17 protein-coding genes and 3 tRNA genes are annotated in these 22382 nt (G+C 63.0%); 19 read left to right on the plus strand and 1 reads right to left on the minus strand.

Annotated features, from left to right (window positions below):
* Window positions 1-25 precede the first annotated feature (25 nt).
* The 3 genes from KF691_04595 to KF691_04605 all read left to right on the plus strand — a co-directional run bounded on the left by KF691_04595 (window position 26) and on the right by KF691_04605 (window position 4275).
* The gene (locus KF691_04595) at window positions 26-1012 is read left to right on the plus strand and encodes a DUF58 domain-containing protein (protein MBX3388715.1); all 987 of its coding nucleotides are present in this window, start codon (window positions 26-28) and stop codon (window positions 1010-1012) included.
* A 100-nt stretch (window positions 1013-1112) separates the two neighbouring features.
* A complete protein-coding gene (locus KF691_04600; GenBank protein MBX3388716.1) occupies window positions 1113-3479 on the plus strand; it encodes a protein kinase in 2367 nt (788 codons plus the stop codon).
* Window position 3480: 1 nt separating this feature from the next.
* Window positions 3481-4275: a hypothetical protein gene (locus KF691_04605; GenBank protein ID MBX3388717.1), complete on the plus strand. Its 795-nt coding sequence runs from the start codon at window positions 3481-3483 to the stop codon at window positions 4273-4275.
* Between the two features lie 17 nt (window positions 4276-4292).
* On the opposite strand, the gene glgP is transcribed toward KF691_04605, so the two are convergent.
* Window positions 4293-6011 carry an alpha-glucan family phosphorylase gene (gene glgP / locus KF691_04610; protein ID MBX3388718.1) on the minus strand — a complete coding sequence of 573 codons (1719 nt, stop codon included), beginning with the start codon at window positions 6009-6011 and terminating at the stop codon, window positions 4293-4295.
* Between the two features lie 88 nt (window positions 6012-6099).
* Between glgP and mutS the strand changes: the two genes are divergently transcribed.
* From mutS to ssb, 16 genes are all read left to right on the plus strand, one after another.
* On the plus strand, window positions 6100-8862 hold the full coding sequence (gene mutS, locus KF691_04615; protein MBX3388719.1) for a DNA mismatch repair protein MutS: 2763 nt from the start codon (window positions 6100-6102) through the stop codon (window positions 8860-8862).
* 49 nt (window positions 8863-8911) lie between these two features.
* Complete coding sequence (locus KF691_04620; protein MBX3388720.1) at window positions 8912-9769, plus strand: ABC transporter ATP-binding protein; 858 nt, start codon at window positions 8912-8914, stop codon at window positions 9767-9769.
* Window positions 9769-11085, plus strand: coding sequence for an ABC transporter permease (locus tag KF691_04625; protein ID MBX3388721.1), 1317 nt, complete (start codon window positions 9769-9771; stop codon window positions 11083-11085). Before KF691_04620 ends, KF691_04625 begins: the two co-directional genes overlap by 1 nt.
* Before the next feature lie 30 nt (window positions 11086-11115).
* A tRNA-Val gene (locus KF691_04630) sits at window positions 11116-11189 on the plus strand.
* 73 nt (window positions 11190-11262) lie between these two features.
* Window positions 11263-12528 (plus strand): hypothetical protein, encoded by a 1266-nt coding sequence (locus KF691_04635; GenBank protein ID MBX3388722.1) that lies wholly within the window; start codon window positions 11263-11265, stop codon window positions 12526-12528.
* Between the two features lie 149 nt (window positions 12529-12677).
* Window positions 12678-12750 (plus strand) — tRNA-Lys (locus tag KF691_04640).
* Window positions 12751-12779: 29 nt separating this feature from the next.
* Entirely contained in the window at window positions 12780-16046 is a 3267-nt protein-coding gene (locus KF691_04645; GenBank protein MBX3388723.1) for a DEAD/DEAH box helicase, read from the plus strand.
* Between the two features lie 3 nt (window positions 16047-16049).
* Window positions 16050-17183 (plus strand): hypothetical protein, encoded by a 1134-nt coding sequence (locus KF691_04650; GenBank protein ID MBX3388724.1) that lies wholly within the window; start codon window positions 16050-16052, stop codon window positions 17181-17183.
* A gap of 66 nt (window positions 17184-17249) precedes the next feature.
* A complete protein-coding gene (locus tag KF691_04655; GenBank protein MBX3388725.1) occupies window positions 17250-17522 on the plus strand; it encodes a DUF3303 family protein in 273 nt (90 codons plus the stop codon).
* A 364-nt stretch (window positions 17523-17886) separates the two neighbouring features.
* A tRNA-Gln gene (locus KF691_04660) sits at window positions 17887-17957 on the plus strand.
* 43 nt (window positions 17958-18000) lie between these two features.
* A complete protein-coding gene (locus tag KF691_04665) occupies window positions 18001-18813 on the plus strand; it encodes an NTP transferase domain-containing protein (protein MBX3388726.1) in 813 nt (270 codons plus the stop codon).
* The gene (locus tag KF691_04670; protein ID MBX3388727.1) at window positions 18810-19793 is read left to right on the plus strand and encodes a ribose-phosphate pyrophosphokinase; all 984 of its coding nucleotides are present in this window, start codon (window positions 18810-18812) and stop codon (window positions 19791-19793) included. Before KF691_04665 ends, KF691_04670 begins: the two co-directional genes overlap by 4 nt.
* Window positions 19794-19840: 47 nt before the next feature.
* Window positions 19841-20617 (plus strand): 50S ribosomal protein L25, encoded by a 777-nt coding sequence (locus KF691_04675; GenBank protein ID MBX3388728.1) that lies wholly within the window; start codon window positions 19841-19843, stop codon window positions 20615-20617.
* Between the two features lie 5 nt (window positions 20618-20622).
* Window positions 20623-21345, plus strand: a complete 723-nt coding sequence (gene pth, locus KF691_04680) for an aminoacyl-tRNA hydrolase (protein MBX3388729.1) — start codon at window positions 20623-20625, stop codon at window positions 21343-21345.
* Between the two features lie 5 nt (window positions 21346-21350).
* Window positions 21351-21785: a 30S ribosomal protein S6 gene (rpsF, locus tag KF691_04685; protein ID MBX3388730.1), complete on the plus strand. Its 435-nt coding sequence runs from the start codon at window positions 21351-21353 to the stop codon at window positions 21783-21785.
* Window positions 21786-21879: 94 nt separating this feature from the next.
* Window positions 21880-22368 (plus strand): single-stranded DNA-binding protein, encoded by a 489-nt coding sequence (gene ssb / locus KF691_04690; GenBank protein MBX3388731.1) that lies wholly within the window; start codon window positions 21880-21882, stop codon window positions 22366-22368.
* Window positions 22369-22382: the final 14 nt, after the last annotated feature.

A 22382-nucleotide genomic window follows, 5' to 3' on the forward strand; every position in this document is an offset into this window, starting at 1 on the left:
GCGATGGTTCGCGTAGGGTTGCGGCGTGCTGATCACGCCCGCGATCTCGCCGCCCCGCAATCTCGAGGAATTGCTTCCTCCCGGTTTGGCCGCGAAGATCGACCGCTTGGACATCTTCAGCCGCCGGGTGTTTGCGGGGAAGTTGCCGGGCGAGCGTCGGAGCAAGCGACGGGGTCGGAGCGTTGAGTTCGATGATTTTCGCCCTTATGTCGCGGGCGATGACCTGCGGCACGTCGACTGGAACATCTACGGGCGATTCGAGCGGCTGATCATCAAGCTCTTTCGCGAAGAGGAAGATCTCGCGCTGCATCTGATTCTCGACGCGTCGGCCTCGATGGGCGCCGGTGCGGAGCCGCCACGAGCCGGTGAGGCAGAGATTCCGAGCAAGGCGCTCTACACGCACCGTTTGGCGATGGCGCTCGCCTATGTCGGACTGGTCAAGAACAACAGAGTGTCGGTCGCGACGTTTGGCGGCGCCGCACCCAGACACGGGATTCGGCCGGTTCGGGGGCGTACCAGTCTGCGTCGGATTTCGGAGTTCCTGATCGAATCGCTGAAAGCCGGATCGGCCACGCGGGCGCCGGACTTCAACGCGGACATCCGCGCTATCGCGGCGCGACTCGCGGGGCGGGGCATCGTCGTTCTGATTTCGGATTTGCTGGCCCCAGACGGAATCGCGGGCGGGATTGCCTCCCTCGGTGCCGCGGAATATGGCGCGCTCGATGCGTATTGCCTGCAGGTTTTATCACCATCTGAGATCGATCCGACGCAGGGCGCCACGCTCGGGCTGACTGGCGATCTTCGATTGACCGACATCGAATCGGCGCGCGGCCTCGAGGTGACAGTTTCTCCTGCGGCGATCGCACGCTATCGCGAGAAGTTTGCCCGGTTCGTGGCCGATTGTCGAGGGGCGTGTCGCTCGCGCGGCGTCGCGCACTTTCTCGTGCCGACAGATACACCGATCGATCGGTTGGTGATCGATTCGCTTCGGCGGGGCGGGATGATGCGCTGAAAAGCTTGATTGCATGTGCCGAGAGGATTCATCCGCGAATGAAAAGCGTCGGTCGGCGGCGAATCCGGATTCCCTGTAGAGTGTTCGGACAGGGGGCGCCGTGGATCAGTCCGAAGCGAACAACCCGACCCGGAGAACCGAGGGCGAGGCCCCGACCTCGCCGATCGACTCGCCGGTGCCGCAGGCGCCATCGGAGTTCGCTCCTTCGGCGGCGCGCGCCCACGTGCCCTTCATGATGCCGGTCCAGATCGCGGGCTATCGGATTATCCGCCTGATCGGCGCGGGCGGAATGGGCTTGGTGTATGAGGCCGAGCAGGAGGCGCTCCAACGGCGCGTCGCTCTCAAGCTCATGCAGCCCGGCGCGGTGAGCAACGAAGCGCTCGCGCGCTTCGAAGCGGAGGCGAGGGCGCTTGCAAGGCTGCGGCATCCCGGGATCGCTCAGGTCTTTGATACCGGGGTGTACCGTCCGGACGGGCACGACGCATCGATTGTTCCGTTTCTCTCGATGGAGCTGGTGGTCGGGAGCGTCACGCTCCAAGAATTCGCCGAGCGATCCGACGTTGATCTCGAGACAAAGCTGCGGGTGATGATCGAAGTGTGCGGAGCGCTCGAGCACGCGCACGATGCGGGTGTGGTGCACCGAGATCTAAAGCCATCGAACATTCTCGTGAATCCGAACCAAGGCGAGCCGGCCGAAGACGGGTCGCGGATCAAGATCATCGACTTTGGAATCGCCAAGCTCCTGGGCGACGGCTCGCGGACGATCACTTCGCACGGTCAAATCGTCGGCACGCCGAGCTACATGGCGCCGGAACAACTCGGCCACGGCCAGGTTGACAACCGGTCGGACGTTTATTCGATCGGTGTGATTCTCTATCAGTTGTGCACCGGAAGGCTGCCGCTGGCGGTGCCGCGCGGGCTGGATCGCCAGAATCTCGAGCGCGCGCTGTTCGAGACGACACCCGCGCTGCCGCGGACGCTGGATCGGCGATTGCAGGGCGATCTCGAAACGATCATTCTCAAGTGCCTGCAGAAGGCGCCGCTCGAGCGTTACCAGTCAATCGGAGAGTTGCGAGCGGATCTGGAGGCGTTTCTCTCGGGCGACCCGATCCGGGCCACCCGGATCGGAAGATTGGAGCTGGCGCGCAGGGCGATCGGGAGATTCTCGGCACGCCAGCCGCTCGCGGCGTTTGCGATGTGCGTCGGTGGGGCGCTTCTCATCTCGATGTTTCTGGTGTTCCCCGCAATCAGCAACTGGTCGGGGGTCGCGCGGTGGTATTCGAACCTGGTGGTGAAGGCGGCGCCGGCGGAGGGAATGCTGCCGTCGCTCCGGGATGTCCGCGTGATCGCGATCGACAACGAGACCGACTTTGAAGCGATCGCGACCCGGCAGCACGTCGAAGGGGTCTCGAACGGCGACATCAAGTCTGTGCGGCTCCTCCATGCCGAAGTCTTGAAGAAACTGGCGGCGAGCACTCCTCGTGCGGTAGCGATCGACGTGATGTTTCTGCGTCCAACTCCGTTTGACAAGCCGCTGCTCGAGTCGATTCACGAACTGAGAAACAAGGGCGTCGGTGTCGTGCTTGCGAGCCCGTCGTGGTCTTTTTCGGATGAGGGCGAGGTGGCGATCGCGCCCGAATTCGCGGCTTCGGCGTGGTCCGCTCCCCCGACAGGCGGATTTGTTGGCGAGCATTGGGCGATGGATCTGGCCCTTGTGCGCCCGGAAAAGGAAATCGTTCCCGGGTTCTCTCTGCTGGGGTTCGCGGCGTGGCGGGAACCCGCGGCAGAAGTCGCCATCGCGATTCGGGATGACATCGCGGAGGTTCGCTACTTCAAACCGGGGACCCAGAGACGCGCGACCCTGCGCTCGCCGGATCGGCTGCGATTCTCGGGGCTACAGCACCCCGACGTTGCGGATCCGGCGCGCGGGATCGAGATCGGAGATGTCATACCGGCAACGATCGTGCCGCTCCCGATCGGCGCGCTCGAAGATTGCACGATTTCGATGCAGAAGTTTTTCGCGATGTCGGACGGCGATCTGCAACGCGAGTTTTCGGGGCGGCTCGCGGTGATCGGGAACGCTTCAGACGCCGGTGGCGATATCCAGGAATCTCCGAAGGGGCTGAGCGTGCCCGGCGTCTGGACGAACGCGGCGACGATCCAGCAATTGTTGCGCGAAAAGATGATCGATATTCCGAACACGAGCGTTGTGTGGCTCGTCGGAGCGGGCCTGGCGCTTGTGGGCGCGTGCGCCGGCTTCTGGTTTTCGAGCACATGGCGCGCGATTGTGCTGATTGGAACATTGACGCTGATCGCCATATGTGTTAGCGTTTTGATGTTGCGAACGGGAGGGATCTATTGGAATCCTCTTCCCGGGATCGCGGCCGGGTGGTTGGGCTGCGGGTTTGCGCTGATGGTGACGCATGATCGGCGTCGGTCTACGCGCGGCCTGCTGAGGAGTAGTTGACATGGAAAGCGGGAAACACGTGGCTTTGGGTCGCGCGCTGCTCGGTGGGCTGGCCCTGGCGGCAGCGGGGGCGGCGCTCTGGAGCTGCGAAGTGGCGAGTGCGCAGGCGCAGAACGCCGAAGCTCCCGAACACGTTGACCCGAGCTTCAACACCGGCGCGTGGACCGCGGAGAGCCCCGACGGCGTCGTCAGCATCACGCCGGACGGGAGCTACTGGATATCCAAAGTTACGCGCGGAGAAGATCCCGGGTACCAGCGCCAGGTCACCCGTTTCAAGGCGAATCGGACCGCGAAAAACCAGCCTTCGTCGCAGTACTTCGTGCGAGTGACAGGACGGCAGAGCAACGGGAATTTGGTGAATTTCAATCCTCGTCCTCGTATGCTGAAGCGCCCCTACGAGGCCAAGCCGAAATCGATCCCGGAAGAGCAGCCCAAGCCGCTCGATGAAGACACGAACGAGATGGGCTTGGTGATGCCCGACGAAGGAACGGCGGTCCTCAACGGCACCGCTCCGATCATCGGCGTCAAAAAAGCGACGGTCGCGTCGGCCGGAACCACCTTCGCCATCGAGGCCACTTCGACGAGTTGGCTGCTGAAGGTCATCGCTGCTGATGCGGAAAACCCGGTGGAGGTTTTCTTCCCGGAATCGAATCAGCGCCCGAGGGCTTTTGCAGTTGGCGACTGCGTTCGCTACCAAAATGATGCGACGCTGCCGGCGCAAGGGGTACTGGAAAACAGCGCTGCCTGCGATGACTTGTTGGCCTACGCCAACTGGATACTCCAGCAAACGCCGTAATCGCGCAAGCTCCGGACTTACTTGCCGAGTCGATACGCCAGCTCCGCGTACTCGCTCATAGGCCGATTGCTGTTGAACTGGCTGCCGTTGAGCGCGATGGCATGTCGCATCACCTGTGTCCACATCGCGCGATCGTGGTAGTACATCGGAAGGATATCGTTTTCGAGGTGTTTGTAGATCGAAGCCGCGTCTTCTTCGGGAGGAGTCGCCGCGTGTGCCACAGCGTTCACCTCGAATGAATCGCGGCCGATGGTCCATCCGGTGACGCCTTCGACACAGCCCTCGAGCCACCATCCATCGGCGGTCGAGAGGCTCGGTACGCCGTTGAGCGCCGCCTTCATGCCGCTGGTCCCCGACGCCTCGAGCGGAATGACGGGATTGTTCAGCCAGAGATCGACTCCGCTGACGAGATGCTTGGCAAGCGTGATGTCGTAGTTTTGGATGAAAACGCCCTGGATTCCGGGGGCGAGTTCTCGCAGGCGCTCGACGATCCGCTGGATGATTTCCTTTCCCTGGAAATCCTTTGGATGCGCTTTGCCCGCATAAATGATCTGGATCGCTCCGGCCTTCGACACAATGAACCGAAGGCGATCGAGGTCGGAAACGAGGAGGTCGGCGCGCTTATACCCGGTTGCACGTCGCGCAAAGCCGATGGTGAAGACATCTTCCTTCATTTTCGCGCCGGTCTGCCTATTCACGAGTTCGATGAGTCGGCGCTTTGCCGCGGCGTGCGCCGAAGCGATTGCGTCGTCGGGAGCGAAGAGCGCGCGGCGGATGGCCCGGTAGTCGGCGCGCCAGTCGGGGCAATGCTTGTCGAGAATCGCCTGAATCTCGGGCGAGGCCCATGTCGGGGCGTGGATCCCGTTGGTGACGTAATCGATTCGGGCGCCCGGGAACATCTCGCGGCTGACTTCGGCGTGCCGGCGCGCGACCGCGCTGGTAAAGCGGCTGTAGTAGAGCGCAAGGCGCGTCATGTTCAGTTGGTGATTCTGGACGTACGGAGCTCCCTCGTGAATCGCCGACTGTTCGCCGAGCACTTCGAAGACCATATCGAGGGGGAATTGGTCGTGGCCCGCCGCGACGGGTGTGTGTGTGGTGAACGCGCACGCCCTCCTGGTCGCGGCGATCACTTCCGGGTCGGCGGGAGTTGTCTTTCGCTTGTACGAATACTCCGCGAGCAGTTCAACGGTGACGAGCGCGCCGTGCCCTTCGTTCATGTGGTAGGTTTGGATGTCGGCGCACCCGAGCGCCCTGAGCATGTAGATCCCGGCGATTCCGAGCAGCCCTTCCTGCGTGAGGCGGTGGCGTTGATCGCCGCCGTAGAGCGCGTCGGTGATTTGCCGATCTTCGGGCTCGTTGTCCGGCACATCGGTGTCGAGAAAATAGACCGGAATTTCCGCCCCTTTGGGGTGAGTCGGCTTGACGGTGTACTTCCAGGCCTGCACCGTGACCTTGCGCCCGTTGAGCTTCACAACCACACGCGGCTGCTGGAGTTCCAATCGATCGGCGGGATTCCAGCGAACGGGAGCTTCCCTCTGCACGCCGGTCGAGTCAATGGTCTGATCGAAGTAGCCGGCCCGATGCAGGAGTGTGATTCCCACGACCGGCAGGGCGAGATCAGCGGCGGACCGGAGCAGATCCCCGGCGAGGACTCCGAGGCCTCCGGAATAGGTCGGAACCTTGGGGTCGACCCCGACTTCCATCGAAAAATACGCGACGCGAGCTGTCTCTGGCATGTGGCCTCCGTGCCGGAAAGGGCGAAGTGTACCGCTTCGCCGGGCCGACGCGATCGCGTATGCTCGGAAACCCGGACCATCCCGACGTATGCCCGACCCTCGTGAAACGCCCGCGATGCAGCAGTATTACCGCTTCAAGAAGCGGCACGAAGGCTGTGTTTTGTTGTTTCGCATCGGCGATTTCTACGAGATGTTCGACGATGATGCGGTTGCCGTGAGCAAGGCGATCGGGCTCACGCTGACGCAGCGGACCGCGGGTGTGCCGATGGCGGGCGTGCCTCATCATCAGCTTGAGACGTATCTCAAGAAGTTGATCGACAAGGGGTTTCGCGTCGCGGTCTGCGAGCAAACGGAACTCGCGGAAAACGCCAAGGGCGTGATCCAGCGCGACGTGACGCGCGTGCTGACGCCGGGAACGCTCGTGGACGGGCCGCTGCTCGACGACGGCGCCGCGATCAAACTCGCGTCGATTTTCTTTGTCGGGAGCGGAGACGATTCGGATGCCGCGATCGCCGTTGTGGATGCATCCACCGGCCAATTCAGTCTTGTGCACGCGAGCGGCCAGGCGGGCGGCGCTGCGATCATCGACGAACTCATGCGGCGGAGCGTGCGCGAGTTGCTCTACGCGGCGACCGCCGACGGAGCGATTCCGCCGCGCGTGAAGCAGTGTCTGGCGGCGCTTGGAATCAGCGGCACGCCGCGGCCTTCGTGGCAGTTCCGCATGGAAGAGGCTCGGGGCGCAATCACCGGTCACTTCAAAGTGAAGTCTCTCGCGGGTTACGGAGTCCGCGATGACGATCCGGCGGTCTGCGCGGCGGGCGCGATTCTTCGGTATCTACTGGAAACGCAGACACCCGGCGCAGAGGATGGAAAGCAATCAACGGGCCGGGGCACGCTTTCTCACCTGCGTCCGCCGACGCTGGATCTGCCGGGCGACTCGATGATTGTGGATGCGGTGAGCTTGCGAGCGCTCGAGATCGAGCGTGTCATCCGCGCGGCGCCCGGGGGTTCCGAGGGCGGGCTCGAAGGTTCCTTGCTTGGCGTGTTTCTCACCGGACCATCAGGAGGCGTTTGCCGCACGGCGATGGGCAAACGCCTGCTGCGAGAGTGGCTGTGCCGCCCGGCGTGCCGGCGCGAAGTGATCGAGAAAAGGCACGGCGCCGTGGCGGCATTGTGCGAAGATCGACGGCTGAGCGGCGAACTTCGTGAATTGCTTTCGGAACAGCCCGACGTCGCGCGGATCGCGGGGCGGGTGGCGCTCGCGCGTGCGACGCCTCGGGATCTGGTCGCGCTCGCGAAAGGGATCTGCCGCGGTCCGGCGGCGCTGGAACGGATCAGCTCGGTGCCGGCACTTGCCCAGAGCGCCGACTCACTCGCGCGGGTTGGGGAAGTGCTTGCTCAAATCGGGAAGCAAATCGTCGCGAGTTGCAACGATGAAGTTCCGGGGCACCTGCGCGAAGGCGGGCTTATCAAAGACGGTGTCGATGCGGAGCTTGATGAGGCACGCTCGCTTCAGAAGGATGCGGGCACGTGGCTGGTCGAGTATCAGGAACGCTTGCTCCGCGAGCACTCGCTCCCCGGCCTCAAAGTCGGATACAACAAAATCTTCGGATACTACATCGAGTTGACGACATCGCAGGCCAAGCAGGCGCCCGCCGCGTTCACTCGAAAGCAGACGCTGAAGAACGCCGAGCGCTACATCACGCCCGAGCTGCACGAATTCGAGCGCAAGGTGAGCACGGCCGAAACGAGAGCGCTCGCGCGCGAGCGGGAATTGTTTGACTCGATGTGCGCGTCGGTCGCCGCGAAGCTCGCCGCACTTGCCGTATACGCCGACGCGATCGCGGAAGTCGATGTCTTGCTCGGCTTTGCGGAACATGCGGTGCGCGCCGGGTGGGTGCGCCCCGAAATGAGCGATGAAGGCACGCTGGTAATCCACGACGGGCGGCATCCGGTGCTGGAGCGCTCGCTCGGGCGCGACTTTGTTCCCAACGACGTCGAGATCGGCGCCGCCGAAGCGCCGGCGATGGCGCTCATCACTGGGCCGAACATGGCGGGCAAGAGCACGTTCATCCGGCAGGTCGCCCTGATCACGCTGCTCGCGCACGCGGGCAGCTTCGTGCCGGCGGCACGTGCGACGATCGGACTCTGCGATCGGATCTTCACACGCATCGGCGCCGACGACGCGCTCCACGCCGGCCAATCGACCTTCATGGTCGAGATGACGGAGACGGCGAACATTCTGCATCACGCGACACCGAAGTCGCTTGTCATTCTGGACGAAATCGGGCGCGGCACGAGCACGCTCGACGGCCTTTCGCTCGCGTGGGCGATCACCGAATTCCTTGGAAACAAGGGCTGCCGCACCCTCTTCGCGACGCACTACCACGAACTGACCGACCTGGCGGAACGCGATGATCTGGGCATGTCCGGGCGGATCCGCAATCTGCACGTGGCGGTGCGCGAGTGGCCGCTCGATTCGGATTCGAGCCCGGGCGGAGAGACGCAGATCATCTTCCTTCATCGAATCCTGCCCGGAAAGACCGATCAGTCCTACGGCATCCACGTCGCGAGGCTGGCGGGCCTGCCTCAGTCGGTGGTGGGGCGTGCGCGGGAGGTTCTGGCGAGTTTCGCCGTGCATCACGGGCTGGGCGAAACGATGGCGAGCGCGAAGGGGGCCGTTTCTGCTTCCGCCTCGAACGGACAGCTCGCGCTTTTCACCGAGTATCTGCATCATCCGGCCGTCGGCGAACTCCGCGAGTTGAAGCTCGATTCGATGAGCCCGATGCAGGCGTTTGATGCGCTCCGGCGGCTTCAGCAGTCGGTCGAAAAAACCTCGGCGAGCAAGTGATCCGGCGCGAAAACGTATCCGCGTTGTGCCGAGCGTGCGATAATCCGGCGTGCTCCGGCTCACCAATCTCCGAAAGTCGTACGGCAATCTGATCGCCGTCGACGATGTTTCGCTCGAAGTGCGAAGGGGTGAAGTCTTCGGGTTGCTCGGTCCCAACGGCGCCGGCAAGAGCACGACGATCGGCATGTGCGTCGGTTTGATCACCCCCGATTCCGGAAGCGTCGAGATCGAGGGTGCGGGTTCGCCCACGCAGGAAAGCGCGCGTGCTCACCTGGGCGTCGCGCCGCAGTCGCTCGCGATCTATGACGAACTCTCGGGCGCGGAGAACTTGTCGGTGTTCGGCCGGCTCTACGGGCTTGGCGGGCCCCAACTGAGTGATCGCGTTCATCGCGTGCTCGATCTGGTCGGCTTGCTGCCTCGAGCAACCGATCGGGCCGGAACGTACTCCGGCGGCATGAAGCGGCGGCTCAACCTTGCCGCGGCACTGATTCACGAACCGCCGATTCTGCTCCTTGATGAGCCGACCGCCGGAGTCGATCCGCAGAGCCGCAACAACATTCTCGATACCGTGCGTGAGCTGGCGCGAGCAGGCAAGACGATCATCTACACCACGCACTACATGGAAGAGGCGCAGAAACTCTGCGACCGCGTGGGGATTATCGATAAAGGAAAATTGCTCTGCGTCGGCGCCGTGGATGAGCTTGTCTGCGCGCACGGGGGACGGAGCATCGTCCGCATCGAGCGCTCGGACAAGCACGAGCAGATCGAGACCGATGCGCCGCTGCGTGAAATTTCCGGCGTGCTCGCGGGCGCGCCGGCGGCGGAGCCGGTGACCGGCATCCACATCGAACGGCCAAATCTTGAAAGCGTCTTTCTGAATCTGACGGGAAGGAGCCTGCGCGACTGATGGGCGTGACCGCCGGAATCAAAGCGATGTGGGCGATCGCGTGGACCGACGTGAGACTCTTGCTGCGCGATCGTGCCGCGGCGTTCTTCACGTTCGTGTTTCCAATCATCTTTGCGATCTTTTTCGGGCTGGTTTTCGGCGGCGATGCGAAGAAAGGGAAAATCGAGATCGCTGTGGCGCAGCTCGACAAGGGGGCGCTCGCCTCGGACTTCGTCAGCAATCTTCAGAAGATGGATGGGTTCAACGTCACGCTCGCGGACTCGGAGATAGCTGGTGAGAAGCTTGTCCGCGAGGGAAAGGTGTCCGCTTGTGTCGTCGTGCCTCAGGGATTCGAGAAGGGGTTTGAGAATCTGTTTGCCAGCGGCAAGGGGCCGGAAGTTCCGGTGCTGATCGACCCATCCAAATCGGGCGAGAACGGGCTGTTGCAGGGAAGGCTCATGGAACAGAGCTTCATGATGATGGCAAAGTCGTTCTCGCAGCTCGATCGCTTGAAAAAGCAATTGCAGCAGGCGCGCGACATGATCGCGAAGTCGAAGGACGTCGATCTCTCGCGCAAGCTCATGTTCGGGACGCTCTTTCAGAACGTCGAGACGTTCGTGAACGATGCGAACAAGCCCGGTGAGGACGGCAAGCCCGCCATCAGCGAGAATTCGATGTCCGGTTTCAGCCCGATGCAGTTGGACATCAAGGACATTCGGAGGCAGCGCAATCTACCGACGAACGCGTACGAGGTGTCGCTGCCTCAGGGGATCGTGTGGGGGCTCATGGGCTGCGTGACCGCGTTTGTTTCGACGCTCGCGCGCGATCGGCAGCGCGGCACGCTCCTGCGGCTGCGCTGCGCACCGCTCACGCGCTGGCACATCATCGGGGGGAAGGCGATCGCCGGTTTCTGGTCGTGCATGCTCGTGCAGTGGCTGCTGATCGGGATTTTCGCGATGTTCTTTCACGTGGCGCTGCCCAATCCGCCGCTGCTCGTGCTCGCGACCGTCTTTTCGGCGTGCGCGTTCGTGGGCGTGATGATGTTCCTTGCCGTGCTCGGGCGCTCGGGCGAGGGTTCTGCGGGCTTCGGCCGCAGCGTGATCCTGATCATGGCGCTGATCGGGGGCGGCACGTTGCCGGTGTTTTTCATGCCGGCGTTCATGAAGCCGGTGAGTATGGCGAGCCCGTTCAAGTGGTCGGTTGATGCGATCGAGTGTGCGACGTGGCGCGGCACGGGCCTGGAAGGAATGACTTTGCCTCTGATCGTGCTCGCCGGCGTCGCCATTGGCGGCTTTGTGCTCGGATCGCTGTTCTTCCGCAGGGCGATGCGGGAATAGCGGATCGGCCCGACGTAAACTTGTCCGTTCGGGCGGGTAGCTCAGTTGGCTAGAGCATTCGCTTTACACGCGAGAGGTCCAGGGTTCGAGTCCCTGCCTGCCCATTGATGAGGCACTCGGCACTAGGCATCGGGCGCTAGAAAAGCCGGGCACTAGAACTGCTCCTGTGTCGCCAAAGTGAACGCGATCGATCTCTTTTACATCACCGGCGGGGCAATCGCGTCTCCGTGGCTATTGCGCAAGCAGCGCTCCGGTTGGAAAGAGCGGTTCGGCCATGTTGAATCGCTTCCTCCGAAGAAGCTGCCGCGCTTGATGATTCACGCGGTTTCGGTCGGTGAAGTGAACGCGCTTCGCCACTTGCTTCCGTTGCTCACTGCTTCTTCGAACGGAGCGGGCGTCGACATCGTTGTGACGGTCGGGACCGACACGGGTCTCGCCCGCGCGAAGGAACTCTTTTCCAAGTACGCGACGGTGCTCCGATATCCGATCGATTTGTCTTCGAGCGTCCGGCGCTTTCTCGATGCGGTCCGCCCCGATGCGGTCGCGCTCGTCGAACTCGAGGTCTGGCCGAACTTCATCAAGGAATGCACGAGGCGGCATATCCCAGTCGCCGTCATCAACGGTCGCCTGAGCGAGCGATCTTTCAAGGGGTATCGCAAGCTCAAGCCAGTGATCGGTCCGACATTCTCTCGCCTCGCGCAGGTTGCCGTGCAGGACGAAGATTACGCGGCACGATTTTCGCAGATGGGCGTGCCGCAGGATCGCATTCGCGTCACCGGTACGATGAAGTGGGACGCCGCGGCGGTGCCCGAGACTCCGGGCGCGCCGATTCCAGGCGCCGAGAAACTCGCGGCCGAATTCGGGATCGATCGCAACCGTCCGCTCATCGTCGCGGGAAGCACCGGGCCGGGGGAAGAAGAACTGCTCCATCACGCGTGCCCGGGCGGAGCGCAATTGCTTTGCGCGCCTCGCAAACCCGAGCGTTTCGACGAAGCCGCTGCGGCGCTCCCGAATTGCGTGCGACGCTCCGCGACGAAGAACAGCAAGCCTCCCGCGCCGGGTCGCGACCGGTTCCTCCTTGACACTATCGGAGAACTCCGTCTCGCGTATTCTCTCGCTGATGTCGTCGTCATCGGGCGCTCGTTCTTCAATCTCTTCGGGTCCGATCCGCTCGAGCCCGCGGCGCTGGGCAAACCGCTGGTCATCGGCCCGCGCTACGGAGATTTTCAGAACGTCGTCCAAACGCTCGATCGTGCGGGAGCCATTCGGATCGTTCAGCCCGGTGATCTTTCCCGTGTGCTCGCGGGTCTCCTGGGCGACCCAAACGATCGGGAACAACTTTCTAAATGTACCCGCGAAGCGGTGCTCGCCAACAAGGGAGCGAGCGCCAGGAACGCCGAGATGCTTTTTTCCTTGCTCCCGGCGACGCGGCAGGCCCGGTAGCGGGCCGCATTTGCCGGTTTTCTGATCCGCCGCAATTCCCAATTCGCGGGCTGACGCGTACCATTACCTCTTGGCCCCGAACCGGACACGTACGGCATTGCCGCGCAGGTTCCATCGGGACAGGCGGGGAAACTTACCCCGAATCAATCGAGGGCGTAGCTCAGTTGGTAGAGCAGCGGCCTTTTAAGCCGTAGGTCCAGGGTTCGAGTCCCTGCGCCCTCATTGCTCCGACGAAGGAGCGCGACACGGATGTGCTTCGACTCGCTCGCGCGGCGTCGGAAGGAGAAGGGTTGCTCCACGTATTTCACGCGGCATGGACGGCAGGACAAACGGAGGCCTCCGCCGGCCCGATGCTTCACATCTGGGGCGAAGACGGCGAAAAGATTTCCAGTCTTTCTCAAGGTGTCACAGGGGGGCATCCGCTCGCGCTCGATCTGAGTGCAATCCGCTCGCGCCTTGGATCGGCGTTCGCTGAGGAGGCCGTTCCGGCATCGGTCATCAAACTCGCCCTCCCGAGCTTTGCCGGAAGTGTTCAGCCCAGCTCACATCTGGCACGCGCCATGGGGCATCGCGCCGAGGGCCTGCTCAAGCTCGAGACCATCGCCGTGCCGTCGATTGCGGTCAGCCCGCTGCTCGCGCCGGTTGCGCTCGATTCGCTGCTGGACGAAACGCCGCGAGAAAACGGAACGGCGAACGGCGAGAAGACAGATCTCATCGGCGCATCGGTGGTGTTCTTCGGTGCCGCGACGCGGCTTGTGCGCAGTCTGCTGGCGCAGCAGCGGTTTGTTCCGATGGTTTCACAGCACGGTATCGGCGGCGCCGGAGATTTCCGAGGACTCTGGCAGCCCTGGCTGAGCGATGAAAAAACCGCCGAGCGGGTCGCGGCGCTCGTGCGCGGCATGCCGGCGATCGCGCGAGCCGGTGTCGATTCGTTCGATCACCAGCCTTGGCCGATCGTGGAGGATTTTCTGTGGCGCGTGCTCGATGCGCAGTGCCGCGCCACGCTGACGCGCGAAGACTTCTATTCGTCGGTCGGCGAGAAAGACGCTTCGACCGACCTTCACGTGGCGTGGCTGCAGGCTCTTCTTGCGGGGAGTAACTCCGTTCCGGCGACGAATGTCCGGGGCCAGGAGCTCGCGCGCCGTGTGCGTCAGTGGATCGGTGGACTTGAAGAACGCGGAGCCAGTTCGGCGTGGCGGTTGATGCTCAAGCTCAACGAGCCGATCCCCGAGGAAGGCGAGGACGATGCGCAGTGGGCGCTCACGTTCCACGTGCAGAGCGTCGATCGCCCGGCGCTCGTCGTCGATGCGACGGATCTGTGGGCGCTGACCAGTGACTCGATGACGATCGAGGGGAAACGCATCGATTCGCCTCAGGAACTCCTGCTGGGTGAACTCGGCCGAGCGAGCCGGATCTACAACCGCCTGGAAAAAGCGCTCGAAGACTCCGAGCCGGTAAGCGTCGAACTCTCGACGCGACAGGCGTATCAGTTTCTCCGCGAATTCGCGCCCGTGCTTCAGGAACAGGGTTTCGGCGTCCAGACGCCCGATTGGTGGGATTCACCTCTCGCCAAACTCGGTGTTCGCCTCCGTCTCGACAGCGATTCGATGTCCGAAGTGATGGGCCAGAGTTCGGGGACGTCGAGCACCGCCTCCGCTCCGACTCTGGGAATGGGAGCGCTGGTTCGATACCGCTGGGAGATCGCGCTCGGGGATACCACCCTCTCGCTTTCGGAATTCGAGAAGCTGGCTTCCCGCAAGAGCCCGCTGGTCAAGGTCAATGGCCGCTGGATCGAGGTGCGCCCCGAGGATGTACAGAGCGCGATCAAGTTCGTGCGCGAGAATCCGGGCGGCGAGATGAAAGTCGCCGATGCGCTCCGCATCGCCTACGGCAGCGATCCGCGCGAGACGGGCGTCCAGATCACCGGCCTCGAAGCGACCGGCTGGGTCGCGGCGCTCATGAACGCCGAGGCCGCGACGCGCCAGCTCGAAACCATCAAACCGCCCGAGCGCTTTCATGGCACGCTCCGCCCATATCAGGTTCGAGGCGTTTCGTGGATGGCGTTTCTCGAGCGTATCGGCCTGGGCCTTTGCCTGGCCGATGACATGGGTTTGGGAAAAACAATTCAGTTGCTCGCGCTCATGGCGTTCGAGCGCGAGCAGATGAACGCGGCGATCGCCGCGGCGCCTCCGGGTTCGCCCCGACCCGTCATGCAGCCGACGCTGCTGGTTGTGCCCATGTCGGTCGTCGGAAACTGGATGCACGAGACCGCGCGGTTCTGCCCCGAACTGACCGTGCTCACCCATCACGGCGCCGATCGGCTGAACGAAGAAGCGTTTGTCGAGAAGGCACGCGCCAGCGACATGGTGATCACGACCTATTCGCTCGCGCACCGCGACAAGGAGCTGCTCGGCAAGGTGCAGTGGGGGCGACTCGTGCTCGACGAAGCGCAGTACATCAAGAACCCGGGCGCGAAGCAGAGTCAGGCCGTTCGATCGATTGCCGCGGATCGGCGCGTCGCACTGACGGGCACGCCGGTCGAAAACCGCTTGAGCGAGCTGTGGTCGATCATGGACTTTCTGAACCCCGGGTATCTTGGCTCCGCGGGGAGTTTCCGGCAGCGCTTCGCCGTCGGGATCGAACGCTACCGAGACCGCGCCAAGCTCGAGCAACTCAAGGGGCTCGTGCGGCCGTTCATTCTCCGACGCCTCAAGAGCGATCCGACTGTTGTCGCTGATTTGCCGGAAAAAGTCGAGAGCAAGGAATACTGCCCGCTCACCAGCGAGCAGGCGACGCTTTACGAGCAGTGCGTGCAGCGCATGCTCACCGAAGTCGAGCGGAGCGAGGGCATCCAGCGCCGCGGTCTGGTTCTCTCGGCGCTCATCAAACTTAAGCAGATCTGCAATCACCCGACTCAGCTTCTCAAGGACTGGCAAGACGGAAGCCTCAAACCGCCTGCGATGGACCGCAGCGGCAAGTGCATTCGCCTCATCGAGATGCTCGACGAAGTGCTGGCGGAGGGCGATCAGGCGATCGTCTTCACCCAGTTCCGCCAGATGGGCAACCTGCTCAGCGCGATGCTGCGTCATCACCTCGACCGCGAGGTGCTCTTCCTGCACGGCGGCACGACGCAGAAGGACCGCGTACAGATTGTCGAAGATTTCCAGCGCGCCGACGGCAAGAACCCGATCCTGCTTATCAGCCTCAAGGCCGGCGGCGTCGGCCTCAATCTCACCGCCGCGAGCCATGTTTTTCACTTTGATCGCTGGTGGAACCCCGCAGTCGAGAACCAGGCGACCGACCGGGCGTACCGCATCGGTCAGACACGCACCGTGCAGGTGCACAAATTCGTGGTCCGTGGCACGCTTGAGGAGCGCATCGATCAGATGATCGAATCCAAGACCGAATTGGCCGAGAACATCATCGGGTCGGGGGAGCGCTGGCTCACCGAACTCGATACATCGCAGCTGCGCGAGCTTCTGACGCTCCGCAACGACGCCATTGTGGACGAGGTGTAACCGATGTCCACAGTCCCCAACTCCGGATCGACGCCGCCGCAGCGCCCCGCCTCACCCGGCGCGCCCGTGACGCCCGGCCAGCCACTTCGCCCGGGCGTGCCGCCGTCGCTGCAGACGCCTCGTCCGCAGCCGTTCACCCGCGCGCCCAAGCCGCTTCCCTTGAAACCTCGTCGCGTGCGCGGCGGAATCAAGATCACAAGTGCCGAGCAGGCTTCTCTCTGGTCCGAGAGTTGGGCGGCGCAGCGCTGGGTGCGCATCATCGAGCAGGCAGCGCCCGGAAAGCGCGCCGTCGATGGACTCGAGTACGCGTCGCTCGGACAAACCAAGACTCTTATCGTCGAGCCCGCGTCGCTTGTTGCGAGCGTGCAGGGCCGCGCCGAGCGTCCCTATCAGGCAAAGTTGCATATCGAACCGCTGAGCGCTGAGCAGTGGGAAAAGGTAGTCGGCGTCATGACCGATCAGGCGGTCTACGCGGCAAAGTTGCTCGCGGGAGATCTGCCTTCCAACATCGAAGATGTCTTTGTTCCTCTCGGCTTGAAGTTGTTTCCGACCGAGGCATCGGAAGTGACTTTCTCGTGCACGTGCGCCGATTTTCAGGCCGACGACCGCGCACGAAACGCAAAGAAAGCCGCGGGCGAAGCCCCGGGCCCGGTCCTCTGGTGCAAGCACGGCGCATGCGCCGCGTATCTCCTTGCGCAGAGACTTTCGGGCGATCCGTTCGTGATGTTCAAACTCCGCGGGCTCGACGGCCAGGAGTTGCTCGAGCGATTGCGTCACAGCCGCGCAATCGCGAATTCTTCGAAGACCAATCCGTCGGTCTATGCAGGACGAGTGCCGGGAGTGTCCGACGCCGGACAAGTTGAGTTCGAGGCGACGCGCGACTTCTGGGAATTGCCCGCGGGTGTTCAGGAGCTCGAAGCCCCGATCGAACCGCCGCCTGTGAGTCATCCACTTCTTCGCCGACTCGGCCCGAGTCCTTTGACGGGCGCCGCCAAAAGCGGCGGCGATGCGCCTTCGGCCTTCCCGCTCGTCGGGCTCTTGGCTTCCTGCTACGAAGTGATCAGTGAGGCCGCGATCCGCGAAGAGCGCGGGCAGCCGCTATCCGCTGCCGCGGATCAATCGGGCGAACAACCCTGAGCGTCGGTCTTGGATTGCGAATGCGGGCCGGTCGAACTCCGCATTGACAGGCACCGTAGCTGCCCGATGCTCTTCATGGTCCTCGAGCTCTTCAAGTCCGGCAAGGCAGACGAAGTGGGGGCGCGATTCAAGTCTCGGGGCAGGATGATGCCGGACGGCGTCAAGTATCACGGAAGTTGGCTCGAACCCGCCAGCGGCAAGTGCTTCCAGGTCATGGAGTCTCCGAGCCGGGCCCAGATTGACGAGTGGATCGGCCATTGGTCCGATCTCGTCGATTTCGAGGTCATCCCGGTCGTGACGTCGGCCGAGTACTGGAAAACAAAGGAATCCACGGCCTGATCTGGGCCGGCCTGACCGGACCCGAACTGGACTTCAATCTGCTTCGGGGGTTGGACCCAGATGGGCCGCGCTCCCTAGACTTCTCCTCACTTTGGAGCCGACCGTGACGGACGCCAGCCGGGAAACCGGAACAAGGCCGAGGCGCGGTTCGGGGCTTTCCCATCGCGGCTGATGGAAAGTCCAGCTCCCGACCCGAAGCTCGCTTCGGGCAATGTTGCCGCGGCTTCCGCACCTTGCGATTTTCTCGCCGGGGACGGGACCGCGAATGGTCCGTCCGCTGGTCGTCTCCGGCTCAAACGAGCCGGTGAGCATGCAAGGAGTCTTTGTCGGGAGTCACACCACCAGACCGCAGCAAGCGAATTTCTGGGCGATGGTGTAACGGTAGCACAGCAGATTTTGGTTCTGTTTGTCAAGGTTCGAATCCTTGTCGCCCAGCTTCCCTTTTCGGGCTTGCGCTTCGGGCGCTGCCAGCACAACGATGAGCAATTCATCCAACAACTCCGCTCCTTCCGCCATCATCCTCGCCGCCGGAAAAGGCACGCGGATGAAGAGCGATCTGCCCAAGGTCGTGCATCCTGTGGGCGGACGGCCCATGGTGTGCGCCGTTGTGGATGCGTGCCTCGCGGCGGGCTGCAAGCGCATCGTCGCCGTGGTCGGATACAAACAGGAAGACGTGCGTGCGGCGCTCAAGGGTTACGACATTGAATTCGCGGTGCAGGAGCCGCAGTTTGGTACGGGCCACGCCGTGCAGTGCGCCGAAGAGATTTTCAAGAGCGCTGGGTATCCCGGCGACACGTTTGTGCTCTGCGGCGACGGCCCGCTCATCCGCCTCGCGACCCTCGAAAAAGTCCTGAAGCGCCATCGCGAAAAGCACGCGAGCGCGACGCTCGCCACCGCAGTGCTCGACGATGCAACCGGTTACGGGCGCATCTGGCGTGACAGCGACGGCCGCTTCAAGGCGATCGTCGAGCAGAAGAACTGCACGCCCGAGCAGCTCGCGATCAAGGAAGTCAACCCGTCGTACTACTGCTTCAACACCGCCGATCTTTTCCGGGCGCTCAAAGGTGTGACGCGCAACCCAGTCAGCGGCGAGTTCTATCTGACCGACACGCTGAGCCTTTTGCTCAACGAAGTGAAGACCGTCGAAGTCATCGAGGCCGTGCCGCCCGAAGACGTCCTCAGCATCAACACGCTTGAAGACCTCGCGAAAGTGGACGCGATCTATCGCAGCCGCCCCGCGATCAAGCCGTCACAGCCGACGCAACCCCTCGCGAGTGGAGCACATCGATGAATCACGGCGCGAACGGCGATCTCAAGATTTTCGCGGGCCGCTCCAGCCGCGTGCTCGCCGAGCGCATGTGCGCCCATCTCAAGATGGATCTGGGCGCGTCGCACACAGTGGTCTTCCCCGACGGAGAGTTGCTCGTCAAGCTCGAAGAAGATGTCCGCGGACGCGACTGCTACGTCGTCATCTCGACGTGCGCTCCTGTCAACGACAACCTGATGGAGCTGCTGACCTTCGTCGACTGTTTGCGGCGCGCTTCCGCGGCACGCGTCACTGTCGTCACGCCGTATTTCGGATACGCCCGACAGGACCGCAAGGACGAGGGCCGCGTCCCGATCACCGCGAAGCTCGTCGCGAATCTCATCACCGCGGCGGGAGCCGATCGCGTGCTCGCGGTCGATCTTCACGCGGCGCAGATCCAGGGCTTCTTCGACCTGCCGGTCGATCACCTTTCCGCGACGCCGGTCTTCCTCGAATATTTCGCCGGAATCCGCAAGGAACTGGGCGACCTTTGCCTCGTGAGCCCCGACGTCGGCAATGTCAAAGTGTCCGAAGGAATGGCCAACCTGCTCGGCGGCGATCTCGCGATCATCAACAAGCGCCGCCTCAGCGGCTCGACCGTCGTCACCGGCAACCTCATCGGTTCGGTCGAAGGCAAGACGGTGCTGATGTTCGACGACATGATCTCGACCGCGGGCACGGTAATCGAAGCGGCCAAGCTCGTGATGAGCCGCGGCGCCAAGCAGGTGATCGCCGCCGCAACCCACGGCGTGCTCGTCGGCCCAGCGATCGAGCGCCTCTCGTCCGATCAGATTTCAAAGGTGGTGGTGACGAACACCATCTCGCAAGTCGATCGAAGCGATGCGCTCAAGGGAAAACTGGTCGAACTCTGCGTCAGCAAACTGCTGGGCGAGGCGATCAACCGGATTCACAACAACCAGTCGGTTTCCGCGCTCTTCCAGAAGAACGCCGGAACCAAGAGATAAACCAAACACAAGCAGGACCAGTGCGATAGATCAGAAAGGATCGAGAAATGCTCCAGAAAGCCCCCCTCCTCAAAGCCCAGAATCGCGACAAGACCGGAAGCCGCTACTGCCAGCGCATCCGTTCAAGCGGCCAATTGCCGGCCATTGTTTACGGACACAAGCAGGACCCTGTCGCGATCACCCTCGACTTCAAAGAAGCAATCAGCCACTTCACCAAGGGCGAGAAGATCTTCCGCCTCGGCTTCGACGGCTCGAAGGAGAAGGACGGCGGCCAGGTCGTCCTGCTCAAGGATCTCCAGTTCGATCACCTCGGCACGAACATCGTTCACGCCGACTTTGCCCGCGTTGATCTCAACGAGCGCATCCGCACCCGTGTTCCGATCCACCTCATCGGTGAGGCGAAAGGACTCAAGACCGCCGGCGCGATCCTGATGCACCCGACAAACGAAGTCGTTGTCGAATGTTTGGTCACCGAGCTGCCCGAGTTCCTGGAAGTCCGCATCGACGAACTCGATGTCGATCAGCAGATCAGCGCCTCGCAGGTCAAGCTGCCCAGCGAGAGCATCAAGATGATCACCGACTCGCACGCGATCGTCGCGCAGATCGTGATCCAGCAGGAAATCGTTGTCGGCGAAGCGACCGCCGCCGAAGGCGGACCGGCGGAGCCCGAGGTCCTTACTGCCAAGAAGGCCGAGGGCGAAGAAGGCGCTGCCGCTGCCAAGGGTGCTGCACCCGCCAAGGGCGCTGCGCCCGCTGCCGCCGGTGCGAAGGCTGCTGCTCCTGCCAAGGACGCCAAGCCCGCCGCTGGAGCACCCAAGAAGTAATCGACATGAAGCTCATCGTCGGCCTCGGCAATCCCGGTCCCGAATACGCCAAAACGCGGCACAACGCCGGGTTCGTGGTCTTGGACCGCCTTGCCGACACGCACGCCAAGGGTGTGGGGGGGGGCGCGATTCCCAAATCGCGATTCCAGGCGATGACCGTGGAGGCCGACATCGGTTCGGAAAAATGCGTGTTCATGAAGCCCATGACCTTCATGAACCTTTCCGGACGAGCGGTGAGCGAGGCGATTCGCTTCTTCAAGCTTCAACCCGCGACCGATCTGCTTGTGGTTGTCGACGATTTCTACCTCCCGGTAGGGTCGATCCGCATCCGCGAAGCGGGTGGAACGGGCGGGCACAACGGGCTCTCCAGCATCGACCAGGCGCTCGGCAACGGTCTCTACCCACGCGTCCGTGTCGGTGTCGGCGAGCGTCCTTCCGGCGGGAAGCCCGCGAATTGGGATCAGGCGGACTACGTCCTCTCCAAGTTCGCGGATGACGAGTGGTCGGACATGCAACCGGCCTTCGATCGTGCCGCCAAGGCATCGGAAACTTTCGTTCGGCGCGGCCTCGCGGCGGCAATGAACGAATTCAACGGAAACGCCGAGGCGCACCGCGCGCGACAGGCAGGCAAAGTCGGCCCCGACGGCGCGAAACCCGCGCCGGGCGCGGCCTCAAATCAGAACCCATCACCAGCCTCATCACAGGCCTCATCTCAGAAAGTGGAGTGACTCACATGCCCGGCAAGCGAATCTATCAGTACGAAGCCATGTTCCTGTTCGGCCAGTCGACCGCGGCGGACCTCGCGGGTTGCGTGGCCCACCTCAACGAGATCTTCCAGCGCGCGCAGGCCGAGATCATCGCGATGCGCAAGTGGGATGATCGCCGTCTTGCCTACGAGATCGCCGGCCAGAAGCGCGGCACGTACATCCTCGTGTACTTCAAGGCTCCCAACGAGTCGATGCTCGGCTTCGATCGCGATTGCAATCTCTCGGAAAAGCTCCTGCGTCACTTGCTCATCCGCGCCGACCACATGACCGTCGAGCAGATGCAGGCCGCCGATGGCCGGCGCGAGCTCGAACTCGAAGCCAAGATGCGGGCCGAAAAGCCGCAGACTTCCGAGCCGACTGCTGAGCCGGTCGCTGCCGCAGCGGAAGGCGAACCTGCCTAATTCTGCCGCCCGAATCGGGCTTGCGGATCGGGCCGAATCCTAGTATGATCCAAACGGCCCGTGCGGGCTCCGCACGGAAACGGGGAGTAATCACATGGCTGGAAGCTACAACCGAGTTTTGTTGATGGGGAATCTGACGCGCAATGTCGAGCTTCGCGCCGTCGGAGGCAGCGGATCGCAGGTCGCCAACGTCGGCCTCGCGGTGAACCGAAACTACACGACCGCGAGCGGCGAGAAGCGCGAGGAGGTCACCTTCATCGACTGCGAAGCCTGGGGGAAAACCGCGGAAATCATGGCGAAGTACCTCTCGAAAGGCCGCCCTGTGTTTATCGAAGGTCGCTTGAAGCTTGATCAGTGGGACGACAAGGACACGGGCAAGAAGCAATCAAAGCTGAAGGTCGTCGTCGAGAGCTTCCAATTCGTGGACAGCAAAGCGAGCGGGGGTGGTGGGGGTGGTGGGGGTGGTGGGGGTGGGAGTGCGTCGTACTCGGATGACGACAGTCAGCCGCAAGTGAACACCCGAGCTCCCGGCCGGCCGGCGCAGAATGCAGCGCCGATGGGCGACGACGACATTCCGTTCTAGTATTCAGGCCCGGC

It is taken from the genome of Phycisphaeraceae bacterium (genome assembly GCA_019636555.1).
Lineage (GTDB): Bacteria > Planctomycetota > Phycisphaerae > Phycisphaerales > UBA1924 > JAFEBO01.